Origin of the sequence: Nocardia sp. NPDC019323 (genome assembly GCF_044389845.1) — a bacterium.
GTDB lineage: Bacteria > Actinomycetota > Actinomycetes > Mycobacteriales > Mycobacteriaceae > Nocardia > Nocardia implantans.
The window spans coordinates 20,744-44,569 of sequence record NZ_JBIRYN010000010.1 but is presented as its reverse complement, the minus strand read 5'-3'; the positions used below and the strand labels follow the sequence as shown (position 1 = coordinate 44,569).

Annotated in this window: 20 protein-coding genes; 13 read left to right on the top strand and 7 right to left on the bottom strand. The window is 70.1% G+C overall.

All coding sequences use genetic code 11. From position 1 onward, the window contains the following. Window positions 1-482: 482 nt before the first annotated feature. The 5 genes from ACH49X_RS28635 (at window position 483) to ACH49X_RS28615 (ending at window position 5,378) form a co-directional block, all read left to right on the top strand. Complete coding sequence (locus tag ACH49X_RS28635; RefSeq protein WP_323124755.1) at window positions 483-2,210, top strand: ABC transporter family substrate-binding protein; 1,728 nt, start codon at window positions 483-485, stop codon at window positions 2,208-2,210. Next, window positions 2,207-3,091, top strand: coding sequence for an N-acetyl-1-D-myo-inositol-2-amino-2-deoxy-alpha-D-glucopyranoside deacetylase (gene mshB / locus ACH49X_RS28630; protein WP_195082611.1), 885 nt, complete (start codon window positions 2,207-2,209; stop codon window positions 3,089-3,091). The genes ACH49X_RS28635 and mshB overlap by 4 nt, the downstream gene beginning before the upstream one ends. A 188-nt stretch (window positions 3,092-3,279) precedes the next feature. After that, window positions 3,280-4,749, top strand: coding sequence for an amino acid permease (locus tag ACH49X_RS28625; RefSeq protein ID WP_195082612.1), 1,470 nt, complete (start codon window positions 3,280-3,282; stop codon window positions 4,747-4,749). A gap of 36 nt (window positions 4,750-4,785) precedes the next feature. Continuing rightward, a complete protein-coding gene (locus ACH49X_RS28620) occupies window positions 4,786-4,944 on the top strand; it encodes a hypothetical protein (protein ID WP_169332723.1) in 159 nt (52 codons plus the stop codon). Then, window positions 4,941-5,378 (top strand): hypothetical protein, encoded by a 438-nt coding sequence (locus ACH49X_RS28615; RefSeq protein WP_323124754.1) that lies wholly within the window; start codon window positions 4,941-4,943, stop codon window positions 5,376-5,378. The genes ACH49X_RS28620 and ACH49X_RS28615 overlap by 4 nt, the downstream gene beginning before the upstream one ends. 1 nt (window position 5,379) lies before the next feature. Here the strand turns inward: ACH49X_RS28615 and ACH49X_RS28610 are convergent, their stop codons facing one another. The 3 genes from ACH49X_RS28610 to ACH49X_RS28600 form a co-directional block, all read right to left on the bottom strand. Next, window positions 5,380-7,212, bottom strand: coding sequence for an APC family permease (locus ACH49X_RS28610; RefSeq protein ID WP_397071347.1), 1,833 nt, complete (start codon window positions 7,210-7,212; stop codon window positions 5,380-5,382). A 62-nt stretch (window positions 7,213-7,274) separates the two neighbouring features. Beyond that, window positions 7,275-8,870 carry a PH domain-containing protein gene (locus ACH49X_RS28605; RefSeq protein WP_357209293.1) on the bottom strand — a complete coding sequence of 532 codons (1,596 nt, stop codon included), beginning with the start codon at window positions 8,868-8,870 and terminating at the stop codon, window positions 7,275-7,277. Continuing rightward, the gene (locus ACH49X_RS28600) at window positions 8,867-9,364 is read right to left on the bottom strand and encodes a PH domain-containing protein (protein ID WP_357112442.1); all 498 of its coding nucleotides are present in this window, start codon (window positions 9,362-9,364) and stop codon (window positions 8,867-8,869) included. Before ACH49X_RS28600 ends, ACH49X_RS28605 begins: the two co-directional genes overlap by 4 nt. Window positions 9,365-9,741: 377 nt before the next feature. Here ACH49X_RS28600 and ACH49X_RS28595 point away from each other — a divergent pair, with 377 nt between their 5' ends. The 4 genes from ACH49X_RS28595 (at window position 9,742) to pruA (ending at window position 15,838) form a co-directional block, all read left to right on the top strand. Beyond that, window positions 9,742-12,357 carry a bifunctional FO biosynthesis protein CofGH gene (locus ACH49X_RS28595; RefSeq protein ID WP_357209295.1) on the top strand — a complete coding sequence of 872 codons (2,616 nt, stop codon included), beginning with the start codon at window positions 9,742-9,744 and terminating at the stop codon, window positions 12,355-12,357. Between the two features lie 284 nt (window positions 12,358-12,641). Continuing rightward, a complete protein-coding gene (gene fdxA, locus ACH49X_RS28590; RefSeq protein ID WP_014987978.1) occupies window positions 12,642-12,965 on the top strand; it encodes a ferredoxin in 324 nt (107 codons plus the stop codon). An 8-nt stretch (window positions 12,966-12,973) separates the two neighbouring features. After that, window positions 12,974-14,083 (top strand): succinyldiaminopimelate transaminase, encoded by a 1,110-nt coding sequence (gene dapC, locus ACH49X_RS28585; RefSeq protein WP_357209302.1) that lies wholly within the window; start codon window positions 12,974-12,976, stop codon window positions 14,081-14,083. Between the two features lie 120 nt (window positions 14,084-14,203). Continuing rightward, window positions 14,204-15,838, top strand: coding sequence for an L-glutamate gamma-semialdehyde dehydrogenase (gene pruA, locus ACH49X_RS28580; RefSeq protein WP_195082617.1), 1,635 nt, complete (start codon window positions 14,204-14,206; stop codon window positions 15,836-15,838). On the opposite strand, the gene ACH49X_RS28575 is transcribed toward pruA, so the two are convergent. Next, the gene (locus ACH49X_RS28575) at window positions 15,839-16,702 is read right to left on the bottom strand and encodes an oxygenase MpaB family protein (protein ID WP_357209297.1); all 864 of its coding nucleotides are present in this window, start codon (window positions 16,700-16,702) and stop codon (window positions 15,839-15,841) included. A gap of 168 nt (window positions 16,703-16,870) precedes the next feature. Here ACH49X_RS28575 and ACH49X_RS28570 point away from each other — a divergent pair, with 168 nt between their 5' ends. Continuing rightward, window positions 16,871-17,503: a TetR/AcrR family transcriptional regulator gene (locus ACH49X_RS28570; RefSeq protein WP_195082619.1), complete on the top strand. Its 633-nt coding sequence runs from the start codon at window positions 16,871-16,873 to the stop codon at window positions 17,501-17,503. 1 nt (window position 17,504) lies between these two features. Here the strand turns inward: ACH49X_RS28570 and ACH49X_RS28565 are convergent, their stop codons facing one another. Beyond that, on the bottom strand, window positions 17,505-18,224 hold the full coding sequence (locus ACH49X_RS28565) for a hypothetical protein (RefSeq protein ID WP_195082620.1): 720 nt from the start codon (window positions 18,222-18,224) through the stop codon (window positions 17,505-17,507). Window positions 18,225-18,323: 99 nt separating this feature from the next. Then, entirely contained in the window at window positions 18,324-19,175 is an 852-nt protein-coding gene (locus ACH49X_RS28560) for an oxygenase MpaB family protein (RefSeq protein ID WP_195082621.1), read from the bottom strand. A gap of 137 nt (window positions 19,176-19,312) precedes the next feature. Between ACH49X_RS28560 and ACH49X_RS28555 the strand changes: the two genes are divergently transcribed. After that, entirely contained in the window at window positions 19,313-20,728 is a 1,416-nt protein-coding gene (locus ACH49X_RS28555; protein WP_195082622.1) for an acyl-CoA synthetase, read from the top strand. Between the two features lie 47 nt (window positions 20,729-20,775). Further along, entirely contained in the window at window positions 20,776-21,162 is a 387-nt protein-coding gene (locus ACH49X_RS28550; protein WP_357209299.1) for a PPOX class F420-dependent oxidoreductase, read from the top strand. 68 nt (window positions 21,163-21,230) lie between these two features. On the opposite strand, the gene dapD is transcribed toward ACH49X_RS28550, so the two are convergent. After that, on the bottom strand, window positions 21,231-22,178 hold the full coding sequence (gene dapD / locus ACH49X_RS28545; protein WP_357112430.1) for a 2,3,4,5-tetrahydropyridine-2,6-dicarboxylate N-succinyltransferase: 948 nt from the start codon (window positions 22,176-22,178) through the stop codon (window positions 21,231-21,233). A gap of 311 nt (window positions 22,179-22,489) precedes the next feature. Here dapD and dapE point away from each other — a divergent pair, with 311 nt between their 5' ends. Then, the gene (dapE, locus tag ACH49X_RS28540; RefSeq protein WP_195082625.1) at window positions 22,490-23,593 is read left to right on the top strand and encodes a succinyl-diaminopimelate desuccinylase; all 1,104 of its coding nucleotides are present in this window, start codon (window positions 22,490-22,492) and stop codon (window positions 23,591-23,593) included. Window positions 23,594-23,826 lie beyond the last annotated feature (233 nt).

The window sequence follows — 23,826 nt, the reverse complement described above, 5'->3', positions numbered from 1 at the left end:
GCCTCGTTCGTCCCGGGTAGTCTCCGCCGCGAGCTTTCTCCGCCGACGGACGACTAGCTGTGGTCGGACCAGGTAGAAGGCGTGGTCGTCCGCCGTACCCGCCGGATGGTGTGCCGGCGAATCGCGGTCGCCTTGTGTTCAGCGTGTCGGCGTGACTGTTCACTTCCAGCTCGAAGTCCATATCGCTCGACGTCGCACGAACGAGCCCGATGCGTATCGAATTGCCGAACCGCTTGCGCACCGGCACGGCCTGCTATTGCATCGGCAAGGTATGCCCGGAATTTGCCGGGGTTCCGGACGGTACGGACGATCCATGCCGACCCCGTGGCGCTGTTGTGTTTCCGCTCCGCGATATCCGCGCGACCGCGTTGTTTCCCTGCCCGGCACAGGAATCTGGGAACGGACTCGAGCGTGCGGTAGAGTTCCCGAGCGTGAAAGTGGGCGCAGGAAAACGCGCAGCGTGGCGCACGTTGTTGCCGGCCGTGGCAGTGCTGACGTTGATCAGCAGCTGTGCGGCGAATCCGCCGCCGCCCATCGAGAGCACCGACAGCCCGAAGACCACCCCGGTCAAACCCGCGGAGACGACCGTGGTCGTCGCGTTGGACACCATCGGCACCGCGTTCAACCCCCACCTGCGCTCGGACCAGTCCGCCGCGACCTCGGCGATCGCGTCGCTGGTGCTGCCGAGCCCGTTCCGGCCGGTGCTCGATCCGGCCCGGCCGGGGGCGACGGCCTGGGTGCCGGATTCGTCGTTGCTGGTCTCCGCCGAAGTCACCGCGCAGGAACCGTTCACGATCACCTACAAGCTGCGCAACGAAGCGTCCTGGTCGGACGGTGCGCCGATCGCGGCCGAGGACTTCCGCTACCTGTGGCAGGAGATGATCTCCGAGCCCGGGGTCGTCGACCCGGCGGGCTACCGGATGATCTCGGACGTCAATTCCTCTGCGGGCGGCAAGACGGTCACCGTCGTGATGACGCAGCCCTACCCGGGCTGGCGCGAGCTGTTCACCGATCTGCTGCCGTCGCATCTGCTCAAGGACGCCCCCGGCGGGTTCGCCAGGGGAATGAACGGTCAGGTCAACGGCGTCCGAGTGTCCGGAGGGCCGTTCGGCATCCGCTCGGCGGATCCCGGCCGCGACGAGATGCTGCTGGAACGCAACGACCGCTTCTGGGGCACACCGGCGATGCCGGGTCAGATCCTGCTGCGCCGCGGCGGCACGCCCGCGCAGCTGGCGGGCTCGCTGCGCACCGGCGACGTGCAGATGGCGCTGGTGCACGGGGGCGTGGCGACCCAGGCGCAACTGGGGGCGATCCCGTCGGTGCGGACCGCGATCATGCCGCAGTCCCGGGTGCTGCACATGGCGCTCAACGGGCGCAAGGGCGATCTGAGCGACCCCAGGGTCCGCTCGGGTGTGCTCGCCCTGCTGGATCCGGCCCTGCTGGCCACGGTCGGCGCGCAGACCGGCAATTGGGTGGAACCCGCTCGCGCGCAGGTGCTCGCCCCGTCCGATCCCGGATATGCCCCGACCGCTCCGCCGCGGCCGTCGGCGGAGGAGGCGTTCGCGCTGCTCGCCGCCGCGGGGTACGGCCGGGCGCCCGAGCCGCCGCCCGTCGCATCCCCGACCTCGCCCGCCCCGCAGCCGCGCACCGTCGGCAAGGACGGCAAGCCGCTGACCATCCGCATCGGCGCGGTCGATCGGGACGCCACCGCGCTGGCCGTGGCCAATACCGCCGCCGACCAGTTGCGCAGCGCGGGCATCGACGCGACGGTGCGCAGCGTCCCCGCCGACGAGCTGTACGGCAAGGAATTGCTGGAGGGCACGGTCGACGCGATCGTCGGCTGGGAGGTGGCCGGTTCCGATCCGGCGACCGTGCTGGCGTCCCGATACGGATGCCCGCCGCCCGCGCTGCCCGGCGTCACCGGCCCGGCGCAGGCCATCGCCGAGGCGGCGCAGCGAGCGCCGAGCAACCTGTCCGGCGTATGCGATCCGACCCTGCAACCCGCGATCGATGACGCGCTGCGGGGCGGCGACGTGGGACGGGTGCTCGCCGAAGCGGAGCCCAAGCTGTGGGCCATGGCGACGGTGCTGCCGATCGTGCAGGACAACGCCGTCGCCGCGTCCGGTCCCCGGCTGGACGGCGCCTCGCTCAGCGGCGCGATCCAGGTCGGCATCTTCGGCGACGCGTCCATGTGGCGCAGGATCCCGTGACCGCGGCGACCGGTGGGCTGCTGCTGGTCCACGCCCACCCGGACGACGAGTCCATCACCACCGGCGGCACGATCGCGCACTACCGCCGTCGCGGGGTGCCGGTCACGGTGGTGACCTGCACCCTCGGTGAGGAGGGCGAGGTGATCGGCGACGAGTGGGCGCTGCTCGTCGCGGACCACGCCGACCAGCTCGGCGGGTATCGCGTTCTCGAACTGACCCGCGCACTGGCTGCGCTGGACGCCGGGCCGCCGCAGTTCCTCGGAGGCGCGGGACGCTGGCGCGACTCCGGGATGGCGGGCACGCCCGCCGCGAACAAGCCACGCACGTTCGCGCGCTCCGGCGACGAGGCGGTACGGGCGCTCACGGACGTGGTGCTTCGCCTGCGACCCCGCGTGGTGGTCGGCTACGACCCGAACGGCGGCTACGGCCACCCGGACCACATCCGGGCGCACGAGATCACCGCGGCCGCGGTGCACGCCGCCGCAGGCGAGGGCTGGGACGTCCCGAAGTACTACTGGACGGTCACCGACGCCGACATGCTGCGTCTGCACACCGCCGCGCTGGCCAGGCGCACGGCCGCAGGCCTGCCGGGCGCGTTGCCGCCCGGATGGCGGCTGCCGGCCGAAGGGGAACTCGCGAGCGTGCCCAGCGACGCGGTGACCACCACGATCGACGTTTCCGAGGTGCTGGCGGCCAAGCGCTCCGCGCTGCGGGCGCACGCCACCCAGATCACCCTCGCGCCGTCGGGCCGGGAATTCGCCCTGTCGAACAACGTCGCTCAGCCGGTGCTTCCGGAGGAGCATTTCATTCTGGTGCGGGGCCGGCGCGGTCCGCTCGGGCCGGACGGGCGGGAGCACGATCTGTTCGCCGGACTCGAGTGACGAAATCAAGCGGTGCCGACGCGGGCGCCGTGCACGATTTCGGACATTTCACATAATTCGCCCGTCTGTTCCGGAACTTGTCCGGGCAGCGTGGTCCTGTACCCCCAGGGCTGGCAGTGGGCCGCATCGAAACGGCGGGTACCGTTCGGCGTGATCTCGCGACATCGAAACGGAGGATCCGTCGGTTCATGACAGCGCCCGGCGACAACGCCCACCTCGGCATCGAGGACCACGGGTACCACAAGAGTCTGAAGCCGCGGCAACTGCAGATGATCGCGATCGGCGGCGCCATCGGCACCGGCCTGTTCCTCGGCGCCGGTGGCAGACTGGCCAGTGCCGGACCGGGATTGTTCCTGGTCTACGGCGTGTGCGGGTTCTTCGCGTTCCTCATCCTGCGCGCGCTCGGCGAACTGGTTCTGCACCGGCCGTCGTCCGGGTCGTTCGTGTCCTACGCGCGCGAGTTCTTCGGTGAGAAGGCGGCGTTCGTCGCAGGCTGGATGTACTTCCTGAACTGGTCGATGACCGGCATCGCCGACACCACCGCGATCGCGCAGTACTTCCACTACTGGTCGGGGTTCTCCGCCGTTCCGCAGTGGCTGCTGGCGCTGGCCGCGCTGGTCATCGTGCTCGGCATCAACCTGGTGTCGGTGAAGTGGTTCGGTGAGATGGAGTTCTGGGCCGCGCTGGTGAAGGTGTTCGCGCTCAGCGCGTTCCTGATCGTCGGCACGATCTTCCTGCTCGGCCGCTTCACCGTGCAGGGCGCCGCGACCGGGCCCAGCGTCGTCACCGATCACGGCGGCCTGTTCCCGACCGGCGTCATGCCGTTGGTCGTGGTGGTGTCCGGTGTCGTGTTCGCCTACGCCGCCGTGGAACTGGTCGGCACCGCCGCGGGTGAGACGGAGCGCCCGGAGAAGATCATGCCCCGGGCGATCAATTCGGTGATCCTGCGGATCGCCGTCTTCTACGTCGGCTCGCTGATTCTGCTCGGGCTGTTGCTGCCCTACACGCACTACACCGCCGACGAGAGTCCGTTCGTCACCTTCTTCACCATGCTCGGCGTCCCCGGCATCGGCAGCGTGATGAATCTGGTGGTGCTGACCGCGGCGTTCTCCAGCCTGAACGCCGGTCTGTACTCGACCGGCCGCATCCTGCGCTCGATGTCGATGAACGGCAGCGCCCCGGGATTCACCGGGGTGATGGGCGGCAACGGCGTTCCCTATGGCGGCATCCTGCTCACCAGCCTGATCGCGCTGGTCGGCATCGCGCTCAACGGCCTCGTCCCGGATCAGGCGTTCGAGATCGTGCTCAACATGGCCTCGCTCGGCATCGTCGCCTCTTGGGCCACCATCGTGTTGTGCCAGTTGCAGTTGTGGCGCTGGTCGGTGCGCGGACGCGTCCAGCGGCCCGCGTTCCGCATGTTCGGCGCGCCGTACACCGGTCTGCTCACGCTGGTGTTCCTGTTCTTCGTCGTCGTGCTGACCGGTTTCGACTATCCGGTGGGGACCTGGACGGTCGCGACCATCGCCCTGATCGTCCCCGCGCTGATCGTCGGCTGGTTCGCCGCGCGTAAGCGGGTGCTGGCCATCGCCGCGGAGCGTGGCGGCTCCACCGGCGAATCCTGCGTGGTCGCCGCCGTGCCTGCCGACCAGGAGAATTGATCATGCGCCCGGTCGAGCCGGAATAGACTCGGCAGTATGTACAACTGGGAGGTCCAGAACGCGATCGCGGCGTTCGTCGACAGCATGCGGCCGCACTGGCAGGAGCAGCACGACCTGTATATGACGGTGCTGTACGCGTTCGCCGACATGCAGAGTCACCTGTTGACCCTCCTCGGCTACCCGCCGGTGCCGTGACGACCACGGTCGACGACCCCGCAGGCGATCGCGCTTCCGTGGCATCCGGCGCCACCCGACTCACCGTCGGCTTGCTCGGCCCGCTGATCCTCGTCGTACTGATCGTGGATGCCCTGCTCACTTTGGCGCTCGAGGTGCTGTATCTGCCGACCTATCTGGGCTCGGTCGCGTTCCCGGTCTCCGCCGTGCTGGCCGGAGTGGTGAACGTCCTGCTCGTCATGGGCGCGCGATCGGTCACGCGGCGTCCCGCGCTGCTCGGCCTTCCGGTCGTCGCCTGGGCATTCGGCTTCCTGGTGTGCGCCAGCGCCGGACCGGGCGGTGACGTTCTGCTCGGCAGTGATTGGCGGACGGCGCTGTTGCTGTTCGCCGGGCTGTTGCCGCCGCTGGCCTATCTCTATATCCAGGCGAACGCGCGCGTCTTCGGCCGAAGCTGACTCACGCGAGCCGGACCGCCAGGGTCGCGATCACGGCTTCGGTGCGAACGCGCAACGCGGCGGTGAGCACCGGTCCGCGCGGATTGTGCAGCGGCCGTTGCCACCAGTGCCTGGCTTCGACGTGCGCGAGCAGCACGGTGACGCCGAGCCCGGCGTCGGTCTGCTTGCGGACGTAGCCGACGAGGGTGGCCACCAGGCTGCGATGCGGGCACGGGAGCACCGCGAGCGGCACGCCCGGGTTCCACTGTTTCCACTGGGCGCTGAGCCGTTTGGTCGTGGCGGGATCGATGTCGGCGGCCACCGCGACGATCTCCCCCCGCATGCGCAAGGCGGCTTCCACGGCGCGATAGGTCACCTCGCTCATGGTGACCACCGGGACGACGACCAGTTCCTTCGCCTCCGGCGCGGGGCGCGGCTTCGGCGGGATCTCGCGCAGCCGCAGCTGGCCGGCGACCTCGCCGTAGTAGTTCTCGATCCGAAAGAAGAGGGTTACCAGCGCGGGAACGATGAGCAGCAGCAGCCACGCGCCCTCGGTGAACTTCTCCGCCAGCAGCACGACGCCCGCGACGGCGGTTAGCGTCGCGCCGAATCCGTTCAGCAGCGCGCGCGGCAACCACCCGCGCTCACGTGCGCGCCACCAGTGCAGCACCAGGCCGCTCTGGCTGATGGTGAACCCGATGAAGACGCCGATCGCGAAAACCGGTAGCAGCCGGTGGGTTTCGGCGTCGACCGCGAGCAGCACCAGCCCCGCGAGCAAGGCAAGGGCGCTGACACCGTATCGGAAGACCGGACGTTCGGACCGCAGCGCGAACAGCGACGGCGCCCTTCGGTCCTTGGCCAGCAGTGCGAGCAGGACCGGAAGCCCGCCGAAACTGGTGTTCGCCGCGAGCAACAGCACGGCGGTGACCGCCAGGTTGGCGAGGTAGAACAGCCAGCCGGTGCCGAACGCCCCTGCCGCCAGCTGGGCCAGGATGGTCACGTCCGGGCGCGGCGTCACGTGGTGCGCGCGGATCAGCACGGCCAGCCCGAGCAGCATCGCGCCGAGCAGGATGCCCAGCGCCACCTCGGTGTGCTGCGCGCGGCGCACGGCGGGGGTGCGGAATGCGGGCACGGCGTTGGCGATCGCCTCCACACCGGTCAGCGATGAGCATCCCGCCGCGAAGGCTTTGAGCAGCAGGACGATTCCGAGCGCCTCGACCGGCTCGATCGGGCCGGGGTCGCCGCCGATCAGCGCGACCGGCTCCGGCCGCAGCAGTCCTACGACGATGACGCCGCCGATGAGGAGGACGAACAGGATCGCGGGCCCCATCAGCACCCGCGCCGATTCCGCCACCCCGATCAGGTTGATCACGGTCAGCGCCGCGAGCCCGATCAGCGTCATCGGCAGCAGTTCGTCGGCCAGGGCGGGGAACGCGCTGGCCAAGCTGGCCGCGCCCGCGGCGAGGCTGACCGCGACGGTCAGCACGTAGTCCACGACCAGGCTCGCGGCCGCGAGCAGGGCGGCGGGCCTGCCGAGCTGTTTCTTGGCGACCGCGTACGCGCCGCCGCCGTCCGGGTGCACCGCGATCACCTGCCGATAGGAGAGCACCAGCACCAGCAACAGCGCGGCGATCGCGCAGGCCACCGGTAGCGTCCAGGAGACGGCCGCCGCTCCCGCCGCCATCAGCACCAGCACGATCGCCTCCGGCCCGTAGGCCACGCTGGACAACGCGTCCAGCGAGAGCGCGGCGAGCCCGCCCACCGCGGTCAGCCGGAACTTGTCCGCCCGCTGCATCTGCCGGAGCCTGCGGTCGGCGATCCGTGGCTCCGCATGGTGCGGCTCGGTCTTGGTCACCACGGCGTCCATTGAACTCTGCCGTCGATCGGCAACCGATCAGCGACACTTGCCGGGTGGCTTCAGCGCGCGCCGGACAGTCCCGGTGTGACGGCTTCGACGAGTTCCCACGCGCGGTCGGCGGGAAGGTCGACCACCGCGTAGCGTTTCTTGCCCGCGGCGGTGGCCGCGATGACGGTGGCGACTCCGGCGCGGCGTTGGAAGAAGGTCTGGCGCACGGTCCAGCCGATCACGCCGGGGGCCTCCAGGCAGTCGCGGTCGCGGTCGAGCGATCCGGCCCGCGTGATCAGCCAGGCGGGGTTGTCGGTGGTGCGGGGCAGCACCGCGTGCCCGAGGCCGCGGTAACGATCCTCGGCGAGGGCGAGCGCGAGCGGCAGCGCCAAGCCGGGCAGCAGCCACCACCACGGCGAATAGTGCTGCCCCGCAAGCGAGATGACGGCCAGCGCGGCGGCGATGAGCACGACCGGCGCGAGTGCGCGGGTATGTCTGCGTCGCCGGGCGGCCGCGCCGTGCGCGATCAGCGGGGCGCTGCCGGGCGCAGGGACGGTGTGCGCGTCCGCCGCGCCGGCACCGGTGGGCAGCGCGTCCGGACGGACGGGAATGTCGTTGTCGCGCAATTGTTCCGGGGCGAGCAGATGGCCGAGGGTGTGCTCAACGGCGCCGCGCGGGGACTGCGGAAGGATCCGCTGCCGGGGGTTCTCGCCGGTCATGATCGCCTCGAGCTCGGCGCCGCCCGCCAAGCGCAGCAGCAGCGGCTCGGACACCGTCGCTCCGCGCAACCGGGCCCGGTCGAGGGTGATCTGGCGGGTGGTGAACAAGCCGTGGCGCAGCTGCAAGGTCTTGCCGTCGTCTCGGACGCGCAGTCCGAAATACGTGGACAGGTAGTGCGCGCACGCGGCAGCGCTGACCACGACGACGATGACGCCGAGCAGCGCGACCCCGGCGAGCGCGAGGACGAGCACGCCGCCGTCTTCCACGTCGTGCACCGCGTCGGACCGGAAGACGATCTCACCGAGCCCGTATTGCAGCGCGAAGCCGACGATCGGCGCGATGATCGCGAAGCCGGTCAGCGACAGCGGGGCGTAGCGCACCCACGCCGGACGCCAGTGCCCGATCTCGCGCGCCCGGGTGCGCGCTGCGGTGAAACCGCCGGATTCGTTGTGCTGCGGCTGTTTTCGGGCCTCCTCCGCAGCGCCGCGGTCCGCCGTATGGGCGAGCAGCGTGGCGCGCAACGGCGGGACGACGCGGGCGTCCAGCGCGTCGAGCTTGAACTTCTCACCCGAATCCGCCTGCTGGCCGGTGCCGATCGCCAGCACCGCCAGCCCGAGGGCCCGGTGCAGCAGGTCGGCTTCGATGTCCACCGAGCGGATCCGCGACCGGGGCACCGACAGTTTCTTGCGTTCCAGCAGCCCGGTGCGCAGCTCGACGTGCGTCGGCCCGACCCGATACGTGGTGGTGAACCAGCGGGTCAGCGCGAACCCGACGATCAACGCGAGCGGGATGACGCTCCACACGTGGTTGCCGCTGCTGGTCCCGAGGATCACCGAACCGATCAGCACGGGGATGAACTTCACCACCTCGGTGATCGGGTGCACCAGCAGCATCCGCTTGTCCAGCCGCTGCCAGGGCTGCCCGGCGTCGGTCGCGTCGGCGCTCATGTCGCGTCTCCGCGGTGCTGGGCGGCGATCCGGGTCAGCCGCGTCACGGTCTGTTCGGCGACCGGCAGGTCCAGCGCGCTGATCTGCACCGCGCCTGCGGAGGACGCGGTGGTCACGGTGACCGTCGCCAGCCCGAGCAGGCGTTCGAGCGGTCCGCGTTCGGTGTCGACGGTCTGCACCCGCGAGATCGGCGCCACACGGCTTTCCTGGGTGAGCCAGCCGACCCGGGTGTACACGGCTTCGTCGGTGACCTCCCAGCGGTGCACCGCGTACCGCCACCACGGCGCGACACCGATGTTCAGCGCGGCGGGCACGAGCGCGACCAGGAAGAATCCGAGCTGCCACCCGCGATGCGCGGAGTCGAGCACCGCCCACACCAGCAGGGCCGCGAACGGGATCACCCACGCGATGGCGGCCTGCACGGTCCACAGGAGCTTCGCCTTCGGACTGGGGCGCCAGGCCGGATCGGCCATGATCGTGCGCGGCTGCGACATGCTGCCAATAGTTGCACGAAGACAGGGTCGCTGTCGCAGTCGACGATGGGCGGCTCATGCTGACACCGCCGCCCGCGCAGGTGGGTGGCCGGGTGCTTCCCCTTGCTGGACGACATCGACTGCGCGCCAACCCGATCGAGCATGACTCCGTCGTCGGTTCGCGGCGCGACAGGAGACCGCGTCGTCCGGGCGGGATCGGCTCCCACCGTCGCGGACCGAGCGCGGGGCGGCGGCACGGAATAGCCTCGGCTACCGCGCAGTTGTCAACGCTCGACGGCGCTCCGCGTCCCCGCGTGGGCTCCGTGGCGAGCGGAGCCGTGGCCGGCCCGCTTCGCCGCAACCAGCACTGGAGGGAGACAGTTCCGGATGTGTAGCGCATGATCGAGGGCGTGACCGACCTACCGAACCCGAGCGTCCCATCCGCGCCGCCCAGTCCTTCGGCCATGCGCCGGGCGCTGCGCAGGGCCCGCGACGGTGTCACGTTGAACGTGGACGAGGCCGCCGTGCTGCTGCACGCCACCGGCGACGACCTGGCCGATCTCTGCCGCAGCGCCGCGCGGGTGCGCGACGCCGGGCTGGCCTCAGCCGGGCGTCCGAAGACGATCAGCTATTCCCGCAACGTCTTCATCCCGCTGACCCGGCTGTGCCGGGACAAGTGCCATTACTGCACCTTCGTGACGGTGCCCGGCAAGTTGCGCGCCGAGGGCAAAGGCATGTTCCTCGAGCCCGACGAGGTGCTCGACATCGCCCGCAAGGGCGCGGCACTGGGGTGCAAAGAGGCGCTGTTCACGCTGGGCGACCGGCCCGAGGACCGCTGGCCGGAGGCCGCGCAGTGGCTGGACGAGCGCGGATACGACTCCACGCTGGACTACCTGCGCGCCGTGTCGATCATGGTGCTGGAAGAGACCGGCCTGCTGCCGCACCTGAACCCGGGCGTGATGTCGTGGGAGGAGATCGCGCGGCTCAAGCCGGTGGCGCAGTCCATGGGCATGATGCTGGAGACCACCTCGACGCGGCTGTTCACCGAGAAGGGCAACTGCCATTACGGCAGCCCCGACAAGGACCCGGCCGTGCGGCTGCGGGCCATCACCGACGCCGGACGGCTCTCGGTGCCCTACACCACCGGCATCCTGGTCGGCATCGGTGAGACGATGGCGGAGCGGGCCGAGTCGATCATGGCGATTCGCAAGCAGCACAAGGCTTTCGGGCACATCCAGGAAGTCATCGTGCAGAACTTCCGCGCCAAGGACGACACCGCCATGCGGGACGTGCCGGACGCGGGCCTGGAGGAATTCCTCGCCACCATCGCCGTCACCCGCATCCTGCTCGGGCCGGACGTGCCGGTGCAGGCGCCGCCCAACCTGGTCTCGCACGCCGAGTGCCGCGCGCTGATCCATGCGGGCATCGACGACTGGGGCGGCGTCTCGCCGGTGACGCCCGACCACGTGAACCCCGAGCGGCCGTGGCCGAACCTGGACACTTTGCGGGAGATCACGGAGGCGGCGGGCTATCAGTTGGTCGAGCGGACCTCCGCGCACCCGAAGTACGTGCGCGCGGGCAACCCGTGGGTCGATCCGCGAATCGGCGCGCACGTCGCCGCGCTCACCGACCCCGCCACAGGGCTGGCGAATCCGGACGCGATCCCGGTCGGCCTGCCTTGGCAGGAGCCGGACGAGTCCTGGGAGTCGGCCGGACGCGTCGACCTCAACACCGCCATCGACACCGAGGGCCGCAACACCGAGGCCCGCAGCGATGCCGCGCTCGGGCAGGACATCGTCGGCGCCTTCGGTGACTGGGACACCATTCGCGAACAGGCTCGCGACCTCGCCGTCGCCCCCGCGCAGCGGCTGGACTCCGACGTGCTCGCCGCGCTGCGCGCCGCCGAACGCGATCCGGCCGGGCTCAGCGACGCCGAGTACCTCGCGCTGGCCACGGCCGACGGCGCGGAACTGGACGCGGTCGCCGCGCTGGCCGATCAGCTGCGCCGCGACACCGTTGGCGACGATGTCACCTACGTGGTGAACCGGAACATCAACTTCACCAACATCTGCTACACCGGGTGCCGGTTCTGCGCGTTCGCCCAGCGCAAGGGCGACGCGGACGCGTTCACCCTGAGCACGGAAGAGGTCGCCGACCGGGCCTGGGAGGCGCATGTCGACGGCGCCACCGAAGTCTGCATGCAGGGCGGCATCGACCCCGACCTGCCGGTCACCGGGTACGCGGACCTGGTGCGGGCGGTCAAGCAGCGGGTGCCGTCGATGCATGTGCACGCGTTCAGCCCGATGGAGATCGTGAACGGCGCCTCGCGCGGCGGTCAGAGCGTGCGGGACTGGCTGGTCGCGCTGAAGGAGGCGGGGCTGGACACCATCCCCGGCACCGCCGCGGAGATCCTGGACGACGAGGTGCGCTGGGTGCTCACCAAGGGCAAACTGCCCACCTCGGCGTGGATCGACGTGATCACCACGGCGCACCGGGTCGGCATCCGGTCCAGTTCGACCATGATGTACGGCCACGTGGACAACCCGAAGCACTGGGTCGGGCACCTGCGGGTGCTGCGCGGCATCCAGGACGAGACCGGCGGTTTCACCGAATTCGTGCTGCTGCCGTTCGTGCATCAGAGCGCGCCGCTGTATCTGGCCGGCGCCGCGCGGCCGGGGCCGACCAACCGGGACAACCGCGCCGCGCACGCCCTGGCCAGGATCATGCTGCACGGCCGGATCCACAACATCCAGACCAGCTGGGTCAAGCTCGGCATCACCGGCACCCGGGTGATGCTCAACAGCGGAGCCAACGATCTGGGCGGCACGTTGATGGAGGAGACGATCTCCCGGATGGCGGGCTCGCAGCACGGCTCGGCCAAGACGGTCGCCGAGCTGGTGGAGATCGCCTCCGGCATCGGACGGCCGGCCCGAGAGCGGACGACGACCTATGGCGTCCCGAAGCACAGGGGATCGTCCGTCTCCCCGGGGCTGCAGGCGGTACTGGTCGACTGATACGCCGATCGCTTCGGGTTCCGGCGACAACAAGAGGTTCCAGCTCGAGGGTGCGGGCGGCCGGGACCGGCGCAATTCCGGCCCCGCCGCCGCGCGCTCCGGCGCTACCTCCCGCAACGTGGTCCCCGGCGCGCACGGCGGGTGGCGGAGTCCGAATCGTGCCTCGCGTCGGCGTGCGCCGGGCCCGAAGTTAGGGCAGGCTGACCAGTAGTAACGTGGGGTGCCGGGATAGGGTTTCGCCGGGCGGACTATCCCGCAGGCGAGGACAGACTAGGAGAGCGGCAGTGCCGTACATCATCGCTGAACCGTGCGTTGACGTGAAGGACAAGGCATGCATCGAGGAATGCCCCGTGGACTGCATCTACGAGGGCGGTCGCATGCTGTACATCCATCCCGACGAGTGCGTGGACTGTGGTGCATGTGAGCCGGTGTGCCCGGTGGAGGCGATCTTCTACGAAGACGACACCCCGGACCAGTGGAGCGGATACGTGAACGCCAACGTCGATTTCTTCGACGAGCTGGGCTCGCCCGGCGGCGCGACCAAGGTCGGCAAGGTCGACTACGACCCGCCGTTCATCAAGGAACTGCCCCCGATGGCGAGTGAGTGAGATCTGACGTGTCACCGCGTGGCCGGGTCAGCAGTCTGCTGCCCGATTTTCCCTGGGACACCATCGCTTCGGTGAAGGCTCGGGCGGCCGCCCACCCCGGCGGGATCGTCGATCTGTCCGTCGGCACTCCGGTCGACCCGGTCGACCCGCTGATCCGGACGGCGCTGAACTCCGTCGCCGCGGTCCCCGGTTACCCGACCACGCACGGCACCCCCGAGCTCCGCGCGGCCGCGGTCGACGCGCTGAAGCGGCGCTACGGGATCACCGGACTGGAGCCGGCGGCCGTGCTGCCCGCGATCGGCACCAAAGAGCTGATCGCGGGGCTGCCCCGGCTGCTGGGACTCGGCGCGGGCGACTTGGTCGTCATCCCCGAGGTCGCCTATCCCACCTACGAGGTCGGCGCGCTGCTGGCGGGTGCGCAGGTGCTGCGCGCGGACGGACTCACCCGGCTCGGTCCGCAGACGCCCGCGCTGATCTACGTGAACTCGCCGTCCAATCCCACCGGCCGGGTGCTCGGCGTCGACCATCTGCGCAAGGTGGTCGCCTTCGCCAGGGAGCGCGATGTCATCGTCGCCTCCGACGAGTGCTACCTGGGCCTGACCTGGGAAGGGCGCGGCGTCTCCTTGCTCGACCCCGAGGTGTGCGACGGCGACCACACCAACCTGCTGGCCGTGCATTCGCTGTCCAAGACCTCCAATCTGGCCAGCTACCGCGCCGGATTCGTGACCGGCGACTCGGAGCTGATCGCGGAACTGCTCGAAGTGCGCAAGCACGCGGGCATGATGGTGCCGTTCCCGATCCAGGCCGCGATGACCGCCGCGCTCAGCGACGACGCGCACGAGGCGCGCCAGCGGGAGCGCTACCGCGCCCGCCGCGAAGTGTTGCGCACAGCGCTGGAGGCCGCGGGTTTCCGGATCGATCACTCCGAGGCGGGCCTGTATCTGTGGTCGACGCGCGGCGAGCCGTGCCGGACCACGCTGGAATGGCTCGCCGATCGAGGCATCCTCGCCGCTCCCGGCGACTTCTACGGCCCCGGCGCGAGCGAGCACGTGCGGATCGCGCTGACCGCGACCGACGAGCGGATCACGGCGGCGGCCGAACGGCTGGCCGCGGGCTGACGCCGGCATCGCCCGGCTCCGGCGAGCGCAGCAAACGCTCAGGGGTCTGGTCGCCGCACCACCTTGTGCAGCGGCGTGTCGGCGTCCGCGTCGGCTCTGTCCGGCGAGCTAGCCTGAGGTATGGACGCTGTCACGGTTGTCCCTACGCCCGCCAATGAACCGGTGCACTCCTACGCGCCCGGAAGTCCGGAACGGGAGCTACTGCTCGGCAAGCTCGCCGAGCTGTCCGCCGAGTCCGTCGACGTGCCGCTGGTGATCGGCGGCAAGCATCGGCCCGGTCTCGGCGAACGGCACGATATCGTCGCCCCGCACCGGCATCGGCACGTGCTGGGGACCTACACCCAGACGACGCATTCGGAAGCGCACGCGGCCATCGACGCCGCGACGGCCGCCGCCCCGGGCTGGCGAGCGCTGCCGTTCGAGGAGCGCGCCGCGGTGCTGCTGCGCGCCGCGGACCTGCTGGCCGGGCCGTGGCGGGAGACGATCGCGGCGGCCACCATGCTCGGGCAATCGAAATCCGCCCAGCAGGCCGAGATCGACGCGCCGTGTGAACTGGTCGACTTCTGGCGGTTCAACGTCGCGTTCGCGCGCGAGATCCTGGAGCAGCAGCCCCGCTCCAGCGCCGGGGTGTGGAACCGGATGGACTATCGGCCGCTGGAAGGATTCGTCTACGCCATCACGCCGTTCAACTTCACCGCCATCGCCGGGAATCTGCCGACCGCGCCGGCGCTGATGGGCAACACGGTGGTGTGGAAGCCCTCGCCGACGCAGACGTTGTCGGCCTTCCACACGATGCGGCTGCTGGAGGCGGCGGGCCTGCCGCCCGGCGTGATCAACATGGTCACCGGTGACGGGGCGCAACTGTCGGAGGTGGCCTTGGCCGATCCGCGGCTGGCCGGTATCCATTTCACCGGCTCCACCAAGACGTTCCAGTATCTCTGGCAGCAGGTCGGCGCGAATATCGGTCGCTATCACGGCTATCCGCGCCTGGTGGGGGAGACCGGAGGCAAGGACTTCATCGTCGCGCACTCCTCGGCAGACCCCGGCGCGCTGCGCACCGCTCTGATTCGGGGCGCCTACGAATACCAGGGCCAGAAATGCTCGGCGGCCTCGCGGGCCTACATCGCGCGGTCGGTCTGGCGCGCGATGGGCGATGAGTTCTTGCACGACGCCGACGGGCTCACCTACGGCGACGTGGCGGATCTGTCGAATTTCGGTGGGGCGCTGATCGATCGGCGCGCCTACGACAAGAACGTGGCGGCCGTCCGGCGCGCCGCCGACGCGGGCGTCGCCATCCCGGTCGGTGGAACCTACGACGACAGCGAAGGCTGGTTCGTGCGGCCGACGGTTTTCCTGACCGACAACCCGCGCGACGAATCGTTCGCCACCGAGTACTTCGGGCCGATCCTCTCGGTGTACGTCTACGACGACACCCAGCCCGGCGCCTACAGCGCGATACTCGCCGAAGTCGAGTCGGCGGCGCCCTACGCGCTGACCGGCGCGGTGTTCGCGCAGGACCGGTACGCGATCGAACAGGCCGACGCCGCATTGCGTTTCGCGGCGGGCAACTTCTACGTCAACGACAAGCCGACGGGCGCGGTGGTGGGGCAGCAGCCGTTCGGCGGAGCACGCGCCTCCGGCACCGACGACAAGGCGGGCTCGCCGTTGAACCTGCTGCGCTGGGTAGCGCCGCGGACGATCAAGGAGACGTTCGTGCCGCCCGTCGACTTCCGCTATCCGCACATGGACAGGTGATCAGACCAGCGGCTTTCCCTGTCGCAGGCGCCTGCGCAGGTCGAACAGATAGGCGTTGAGCGGGAACATGCGCGCCGCGCGCGGCAGCCGTCCGTGCACGGCTCCGATGACCCGCAGCAGCCGGTCCAGCCGCCGCTGGTCGCGGTCGGTCCAGGTCATGCCCATCTCGTTGCGCAGGTGCTGCGGAAGCAGGCCGGTGACGACGAAACGCTGCAACCCGGCGAAGCCCACCTGCACCGGTCGCGGCATCATCTTCAGGTCGATCAGGCCGTTGAAGTAGTCCCGCAGCTCCGGCTCGATGCCGCGCAGTTTCAGGTTCTCCTCCCAGTACCGCTGGAACTCGGCGCGATTCGCCGGCCACATCTCCGGCCGCATCTGGAGGGTGGTGCCCAGGCGCGCGGCGTAGGCGTAGAAGGCGTCGGCGGCCGCGTCGTCCATCGGGCCGTGCATCCGGGTGTAGAGGTCATCGATGCCCCAGTACAGGCACGCCGCGACCCACAGCTGGAGATTCGGGTCGAAGGCGTTGTATTTGACCGGGCTCGCGGCGGTGGAGCGCACCGACCGGTGCGACACGTTGACGGCCTCGCGGTAGGCGTCGCGTTCCTCGTCCGACCCGAGCAGCGCCACGGCGATGTAGGTCAGGGTGGTGCGCAGCCGCTTGATCGGATGCAGGGTGACCTTGCCGCTGTCGACGGTGCTCTCCAGGACGCCCCGGCCGACCGGGCGCAGGCTCAGCTGCATGATGACGTTGGCGGCGCCGCCGAGGAAGGCGGCGATGCCGTCCACGTACTGCGCGGCCGTCTCTGGGGTGAGGGTCTGGCTCGGATCCGGTTCCTGCTCGGCGGTGCGCAGCGGCGCGGTCATCGTCGACCTCGTCTTTCGTGTCCGCCCGATCCCAGCGGATCGGTCGATGAGAAGATTATGCCCTAACCATCTCATCGACTCGGAAGCCTGTCAATCGCCGCGAGGCGGTGGTGACGGTGTGCGATGCTGAAAGTGTCATCGTGTCGCCGTTGCGGATAGGGTTGAGGTATGGCCAGGCTGACCAGACTGCTGCCGTTGGTGCGCAGCGCTGCCCCCGAGGATCGCAACCAGGCGCGGGTGCTCGACGCGGCGCTGCTGGCGTTCCTCGACTTCGGCATCAAGCGGACCAGCATGGTGGAAGTGGCCCGTCGCGGCGGCCTGTCCCTGGCCACGCTCTACCGCCGCTTCGCGAGCAAGTCCGATCTGATCAGGGCCGTCGGGCTGCGGCAGACGCGCGAGTTCATCGAGGAGGTCGACGCCGCGCTCCAGCGTCAGGTCGACCGGGACGCCGGCGCGGAGGAACAGATCGTCGAACTGTTCGCCGCGTTCATCAACGGCCTGCGCGGCAATCAGCTGATCCACCGGCTGCTGGCCACCGAACCCGAACTCGTGCTGCCCTACCTCACCACCCAGGGGGCGCCGGTCATCGAACTCGGCCGGGATTACGTCGCGGAGTTCGTCACGCGTTTGCAGCGCGAAGGCAAGCTGCCCGACTACGATCCGGCGCCGTTGGCCGAGATGATCGCGCGCACCGCGCTGTCACTGGCGCTCACGCCGCAGACCGTCATCCCGCTCGGCGACGACGCGGCGATCCGGCAGTTCGCGCGCGATCACGTGGTGGTGTCCTTCCGCGTGCGCTGACTCAGCGGTGCTGCGGCAGGCCGAACAGCATGGCTCCGAGCGCGGCCATGACGTCCGCGGTCTGCTCGGCCGCGGTGCCGCGGGTGTGCGCGGTCACCGCGAAACCCGGACCGAAGGACGTCGAGGCGACCTCCGGCTCACCCAGATCCGACCAGCCCCACTTGGTGCCCTGGACGAACGGCCACCGGGCGGTGCCCCAGTCCTGTTCGGTGCCGTCTTGCGCCGTCGATCCGGCGGCGGCCATCCATTCGAAGATCGGCGATCCTGGATCGGTGCGCAGTTTCACGGCCAGGAAGTCGGACACATTCGCGACGCTGGTCGCCCCAGCGCCCCAGCCGGGGCCGGGCACGGTCTCGGTGAGTCCGTATTCGGCGGCGACGGCCGCGATGGCCTGGGGATACTTGGCCTCCATCGCGGTCGCGGCTCCGTCATCGGAGTAGCGGATCATTCGCTCACCTAGCGCACGGTCTTCGGGTGAGCCGTCGCCGTGGCGCAGGGCGTAGTCGGTGAGGAAGAGTTTGGCCAGCGACAGGCTCGAACGGGACTCGTGCTCGTTCGGTGTACCCCAGCCGATGCCGATCGCGGTGCGCACGGAGATCGCCGTGCGCGGCGGCACTGCGGCGACCTCGGTTTCGGCCGAGTCCTCCGCACCGGCGACCGGTGCGGACAGCGCCAGGAACGCGAAGGCGATCAGCCCGGTCAACGTCGTTCGGTAGCCCATCGTCTCCTCCTGGCCGGTGGCGCCGGATCGCGTCGCGGGCGCGATCAGCAGTACGAGATGCGATTGCCCAGTGATAACTGTGGTGAAACGACGGACGGTTCAGACCAGCCGGAGCCCGAGGCGGCGCCGGATGCGCATATCCAGCAGATAGGCGTTGAGCGGGAACATGCGGACCGGTCGCGGAAGCCGGGACTGGGTGGCCCCGACAGTGCGCAGGATGTGACCGAGTACGCGCTCGTCGCGGTCGGTCCAGGTCATCCCCATCTCGTCGCGCAGATGCTGAGGCAGCAAGCCGGTCACGAAGAAGCGGTGCAGGCGGCCGAGGGCCACCTGTGCGAGCCGGGGCAGCATGCGCAGGTCGATGAGGTCGTCGAAGTAGGCCCGGACCGTCGGGTCGATGCTGGTCTCGGCGAGATGCGCGGCCCAATACTCGGCGAAGGCGCGGCGGTCGGCGGGCCACATCGCCTCGGGCATCTGGAGAGTGGTGCCGAGCCGGGCGCCGAGACGGTGGAACGCGTCGGCGGTCGCCTGGTCCATCGGCCCGTGCATGCGCTCGTACAGATCCTGCGCTCCCCAGTGCAGGCAGGCCGCGACCCACAGTTGCAGCGTGGGATCGAAGGCGTTGTAGCGCACCGGACTCGCGTCGGTGGAGTGCACCGGACGATGCGAGACGTCGACCGCCTCGCGGTAGGCGGCGCGTTCCTCGTCGGTCCCGAGCGTCGCCACGGCGAGGTAGGTCAGCGTGGTGCGCAGCCGTTTGATCGGATGCAGCATCACATTCCCGCTGTCGACAGTGCTCTCCACGACGCCGTAGCCGACCGGAGGGTTGCTCAGCTGCATGACGACGTTCGCGACGCCGCCGAACAGGCCCGCCACGCCGTCGATGTATTGCCCGATGTCGAAGGAATCCGGCGGTTCGGGACGATGCGTCGCGGGAAGTGGCCTGGTCATCGTCGACCTCGCAGTGCTGAGAAAGCTGTACGACAACGTTCTCACCACGTCAGCGTGAGTGTCAACCGTCACGTTCGACGTCGGTTCAGGCGGGATGCCGCGACGCCGGCGTGCATTCGGCGAAGTAGCGTGAGCGAATGCCGTTCGGTCCGCCGCTGCTCAGCTCCCTGAACCCGCTCGCCGTCGCAGGCGGAGCGGACATCCCCGACGCCGTCACCATCGACGGGACCACCCTCTCACGCAGTGATCTGCTCGGCGCGGCCACATCGGTGGCCGAGCGCGTCGCGCGCGCGGAACGGGTGGCGGTGCTGGCCGAACCGACCGTGCAGACCGTGCTCGCGGTGGTGGGTTGCCTCATCGCGGGCGTCACGGTGGTGCCGGTGCCCCCGGACTCGGGAACCGCCGAGCGGGCGCACATCCTCGCCGATTCGGGTGCTCAGGCGTGGTTGGGGAAAGCGCCCGATGGCGCCGAGCTGCCCGTGGTGCCGGTGCGGCGGCACGCCAGGTCCTGGCACACCTATCCCGAACCCGATGCGGGCGCCACGGCTTTCGTCCTCTACACATCGGGGACCACCGGGCTGCCCAAAGGGGTGATACTCAGCCGCGGCGCGATCGCCGCTGGTCTGGACGCCCTCGCCGAAGCATGGGCGTGGACCGCGAACGACACGCTGGTGCACGGGCTTCCGTTGTTCCATGTGCACGGGTTGATCCTCGGCCTGCTCGGACCGCTGCGGGTGGGCAGCCCGCTGATCCACACCGGCAAGCCGACGCCGCAGGCGTACGCGGCGGCCGAGGGTTCGCTGTATTTCGGGGTGCCCACCGTGTGGTCGCGCGTGGTGGAGGATCCCGACGCGGCGAAGCGATTGGCCGGCGCGCGGCTGCTGGTCTCCGGTAGCGCGCCGCTGCCGGTGCCGGTGTTCGAGCGGCTGCGCGAGCTGACCGGGCACGCGCCGGTCGAGCGCTACGGCATGAGCGAAACCATGATCACGCTGTCCACCCGGGCCGACGGTGAGCGCAGGCCGGGCTGGGTCGGCACGCCGGTGCGCGGCGTGCGCACCAGGATCAGGGACGAGTCCGGGTCTCCGGTGCCGCACGACGGCGAGAGCATCGGCGGTCTGGAAGTCTCCGGGCCCATGCTGTTCGACGGCTACCTCAACCGCCCGGAGGCGACCGCGCAGAGCTGGACCGAGGACGGCTGGTTCCGGACCGGCGACGTCGCCGCCATCGACCCGGATGGCTTTCATCGCATCGTCGGCCGGGAATCGGTGGATTTGATCAAGTCCGGCGGTTACCGGGTCGGCGCGGGCGAGGTGGAGACGGTGCTGCTCGGCCATCCCTCGGTGGCGGAGGCCGCGGTGGTCGGCCTGCCCGACGACGACCTCGGCCAGCGCATCACCGCGTTCGTCGTGCTGCGCGACGCCGCGACCGAACGCGAGCTGATCGACCATGTGGCCGGGGAACTTTCGGTGCACAAACGCCCGCGTGAGATCCGCGTGGTCGACGCGCTGCCGCGCAATGCCATGGGAAAGGTGCAGAAGAAGCAGCTGGGCTGACCGCGAACGATTGACCTCGAGCTAGGTAGAGGTTCTACGGTCGGCGCATGACTGCGACCCTGACTCCCGAACAGATCGAATACCTGAGCACCCAGCGGCTGGGCCGCCTGGCCACCGTCCGCCCCGACGGCTCCCCGCAGAACAACCCGGTCGGCTTCCGCTACAACGCCGACCTCGGCACCATCGACATCGCGGGCTGGAACATGGGCGCCTCGTGGAAGTTCCGCAACCTCGCCACCAACGACCGCGTCGCGTTCGTCGTCGACGACGTGGCGTCGGTCCAACCATGGCGAGTCCGCTGCCTCGAGATCCGCGGCACCGCCGAACCCCTCACCGACGTCGACCCCTACATCCCCGGCGTCTCCCGCGAAATGATCCGCATCCACCCGCACCGGATCATCGCCTTCGGCCTCCCGGCCCAGGCTCCCGCCTGATGAGAGCTTCGTGAGTGGCACACGGTTGCGAGAAGACCTCTCCACCATGTGCCACTCGCGGAAGTGGTTCAGTCGTTGGCGTGGAGGTCGGCGTTGAGTTCGATGCCGGTGCCCTTGCGGGGGACCACTTCGACGGCGCCGGTGGTGGAGTTGCGGCGGAACAGGAGGTTGTCGCGGCCGGCCAGTTCGGCGGCCTTGATCAGGGTGCCGTCGGGGGTGGTGACCTTGGTGCCCGCGGTGAGGTAGAGGCCCGCCTCCACGACGCAGTCGTTGCCGAGGGGGATGCCGAGGCCGGAGTTCGCGCCGAGCAGGGACCGTTCGCCGATGGAGATGACCGTGGTCCCGCCGCCGGACAGGGTGCCCATGGTGGACGCGCCGCCGCCGATGTCGGAGCCGTCGCCGACCACGACGCCTGCGGAGATGCGGCCCTCGACCATGGACGCGCCGAGGGTGCCCGCGTTGAAGTTCACGAAGCCCTCGTGCATGACAGTGGTGCCGGAGGCCAGGTGCGCGCCGAGGCGGACCCGGTCGGCGTCGCCGATGCGGACGCCGGAAGGCAGCACGTAGTCGACCATGCGCGGGAACTTGTCCACGCTGTACACCGTGACCGGCCCGCGGGCGCGCAGCTTCGCGCGGGTGGCCTCGAAGCCATCGACCGCCGCAGGGCCGTGGTTGGTCCACACCACGTTGGTCAGCAGGCCGAACTGGCCGTCCAAGCTCACCTCGTGCGGCTTGACCAGGCGGTGCGAGAGCAGGTGCAGGCGCAGGTAGACGTCGTGCGCGTCGACCGGGGCCGCGGACAGGTCGGCGATCGTGGTGCGCACCGCGATCACGTCCACCCCGCGCGCGTCGTCGAAGCCGAGCAGCGCCGCGTACTCGGCGGGCGCCTCGTCCAGCCGCTTGGTGCCGGTCTCGGCGAACTCGCCCAGCTGCGGGTTCGGGTACCACGTGTCCAGCACGGTCCCGTCCGCGGTCACGTTGGCGATACCGATGGCTGCTGCTCCCTGGATACTCACGGCCTAGAGGTTACCGACCCGTGCCGGGCAATGGTGCGGCTGCTCCGGCGACCCCGATCACCAGGCTCGATACACGTCCGGCTGCCGGACCGGTGGGCCGAGTGTCCTGGTGGGGACCTGCTGCTGCGCACGTGTCGGTCCGCCCACCGGGCCGCGCCGTCCGCGTAGCGGCAGATTCCGACCATGCCGCTGATATATCGCCGACCCGGTGGTTGCCGACGTCGTCCGCGCGGACGGCTATCCCGGGCGAGGGGCGGCACACCGGCCGGTACCGGCGGCCGTGGTGGGGGACCGGTCGTAGGGTGAAGCGCGTGACCATCGACCTGCATGCCGACCCGATCACCTTGACCGCCGCGCTCGTAGACATCCCGAGCGTCTCGCGCGACGAGGCGGCCGTCACCGATGTGGTGGAGCGCGCGCTGCGGGAGCAGACCACGGGGTTCGAGATCCTCCGGCACGGGAACGTGGTGCTGGCGCGCACCCATCGCGGGCTGCCCACCCGGGTGATCCTGGCCGGGCACCTGGACACCGTGCCGATCGCCGACAACGTGCCAGGCCGGTTCGCGGTGAACGAGGCGGGCGAGCGAGTCCTCTACGGCTGCGGCTCGGTGGACATGAAATCCGGCGACGCGGTCTTCCTGCACCTGGCCGCCACCGTCGCCGACCCGGTACACGACCTGACCCTGATCTTCTACGACGGCGAGGAGATCGCCGCCGAGTTCAACGGCCTGGGCCACATCGAACGCGACCTGCCCGAGTGGCTCACCGGCGACCTCGCCGTGCTCGGCGAACCGTCCGGCGGCTGGATCGAGGCCGGTTGCCAGGGCGCGATGCGTATCGGGCTGCGCACCTCCGGCGTGCGCGCGCACGCGGCGCGGGCCTGGCTGGGCGACAACGCGATTCATCGGCTGGCTCCGATACTGGGGCGGCTGGCCGACTACCGCGCCAGGGAAGTGGACATCGACGGCTGCGTCTATCGCGAGGGCCTGTCCGCGGTGCGGGTCGAGGCCGGAGTAGCGGGCAACGTCGTGCCGGATGCCGCCGAGCTGGAGGTCAACTTCCGTTTCGCGCCCGACCGCACCATCGACCAAGCCGTCGAGCACGTGCGCGAGGTCTTCGCCGGGCTCGAGCTGTCCTTCGAGGTGATCGACGCGGCGCCGGGCGCGCTGCCGGGGCTGACGGCCACGGCCGCCAAGGACCTCATCGCCTCGGTGCAGCGCCACGGCGGTGGCGGTGTGCGCGCGAAGTACGGCTGGACCGACGTCTCGCGTTTCGCGGCCCGCGGCATCCCCGCCGTCAACTTCGGCCCCGGCGATCCCAACCTCGCGCACAAGCGCGACGAGCACGTGCCGGTCGACCAGATCACCGCCGTCACCGCGATGCTGCGCAGCTACCTGAGCGGCACACCGGACTGACCCGCTGCGGCGTCGTTCGTGGTTGGCGCCCCCGCACTCCGACGCGGCTCGGACCGGTGTCCGTCGCGTGGCACCGACGACACCCCCGAGATCGCGCGCGACCGCGCGGCACGGTCACCGCAACCGGTGATCAGCGCAATGACATGCGCACCGAGCGATGAGATTGCGACCGCGTCTCACCCCGCCTGCGTCCGGCTGAACATCGGACGACTTCTCCCGTCCAGCCCGGGAGA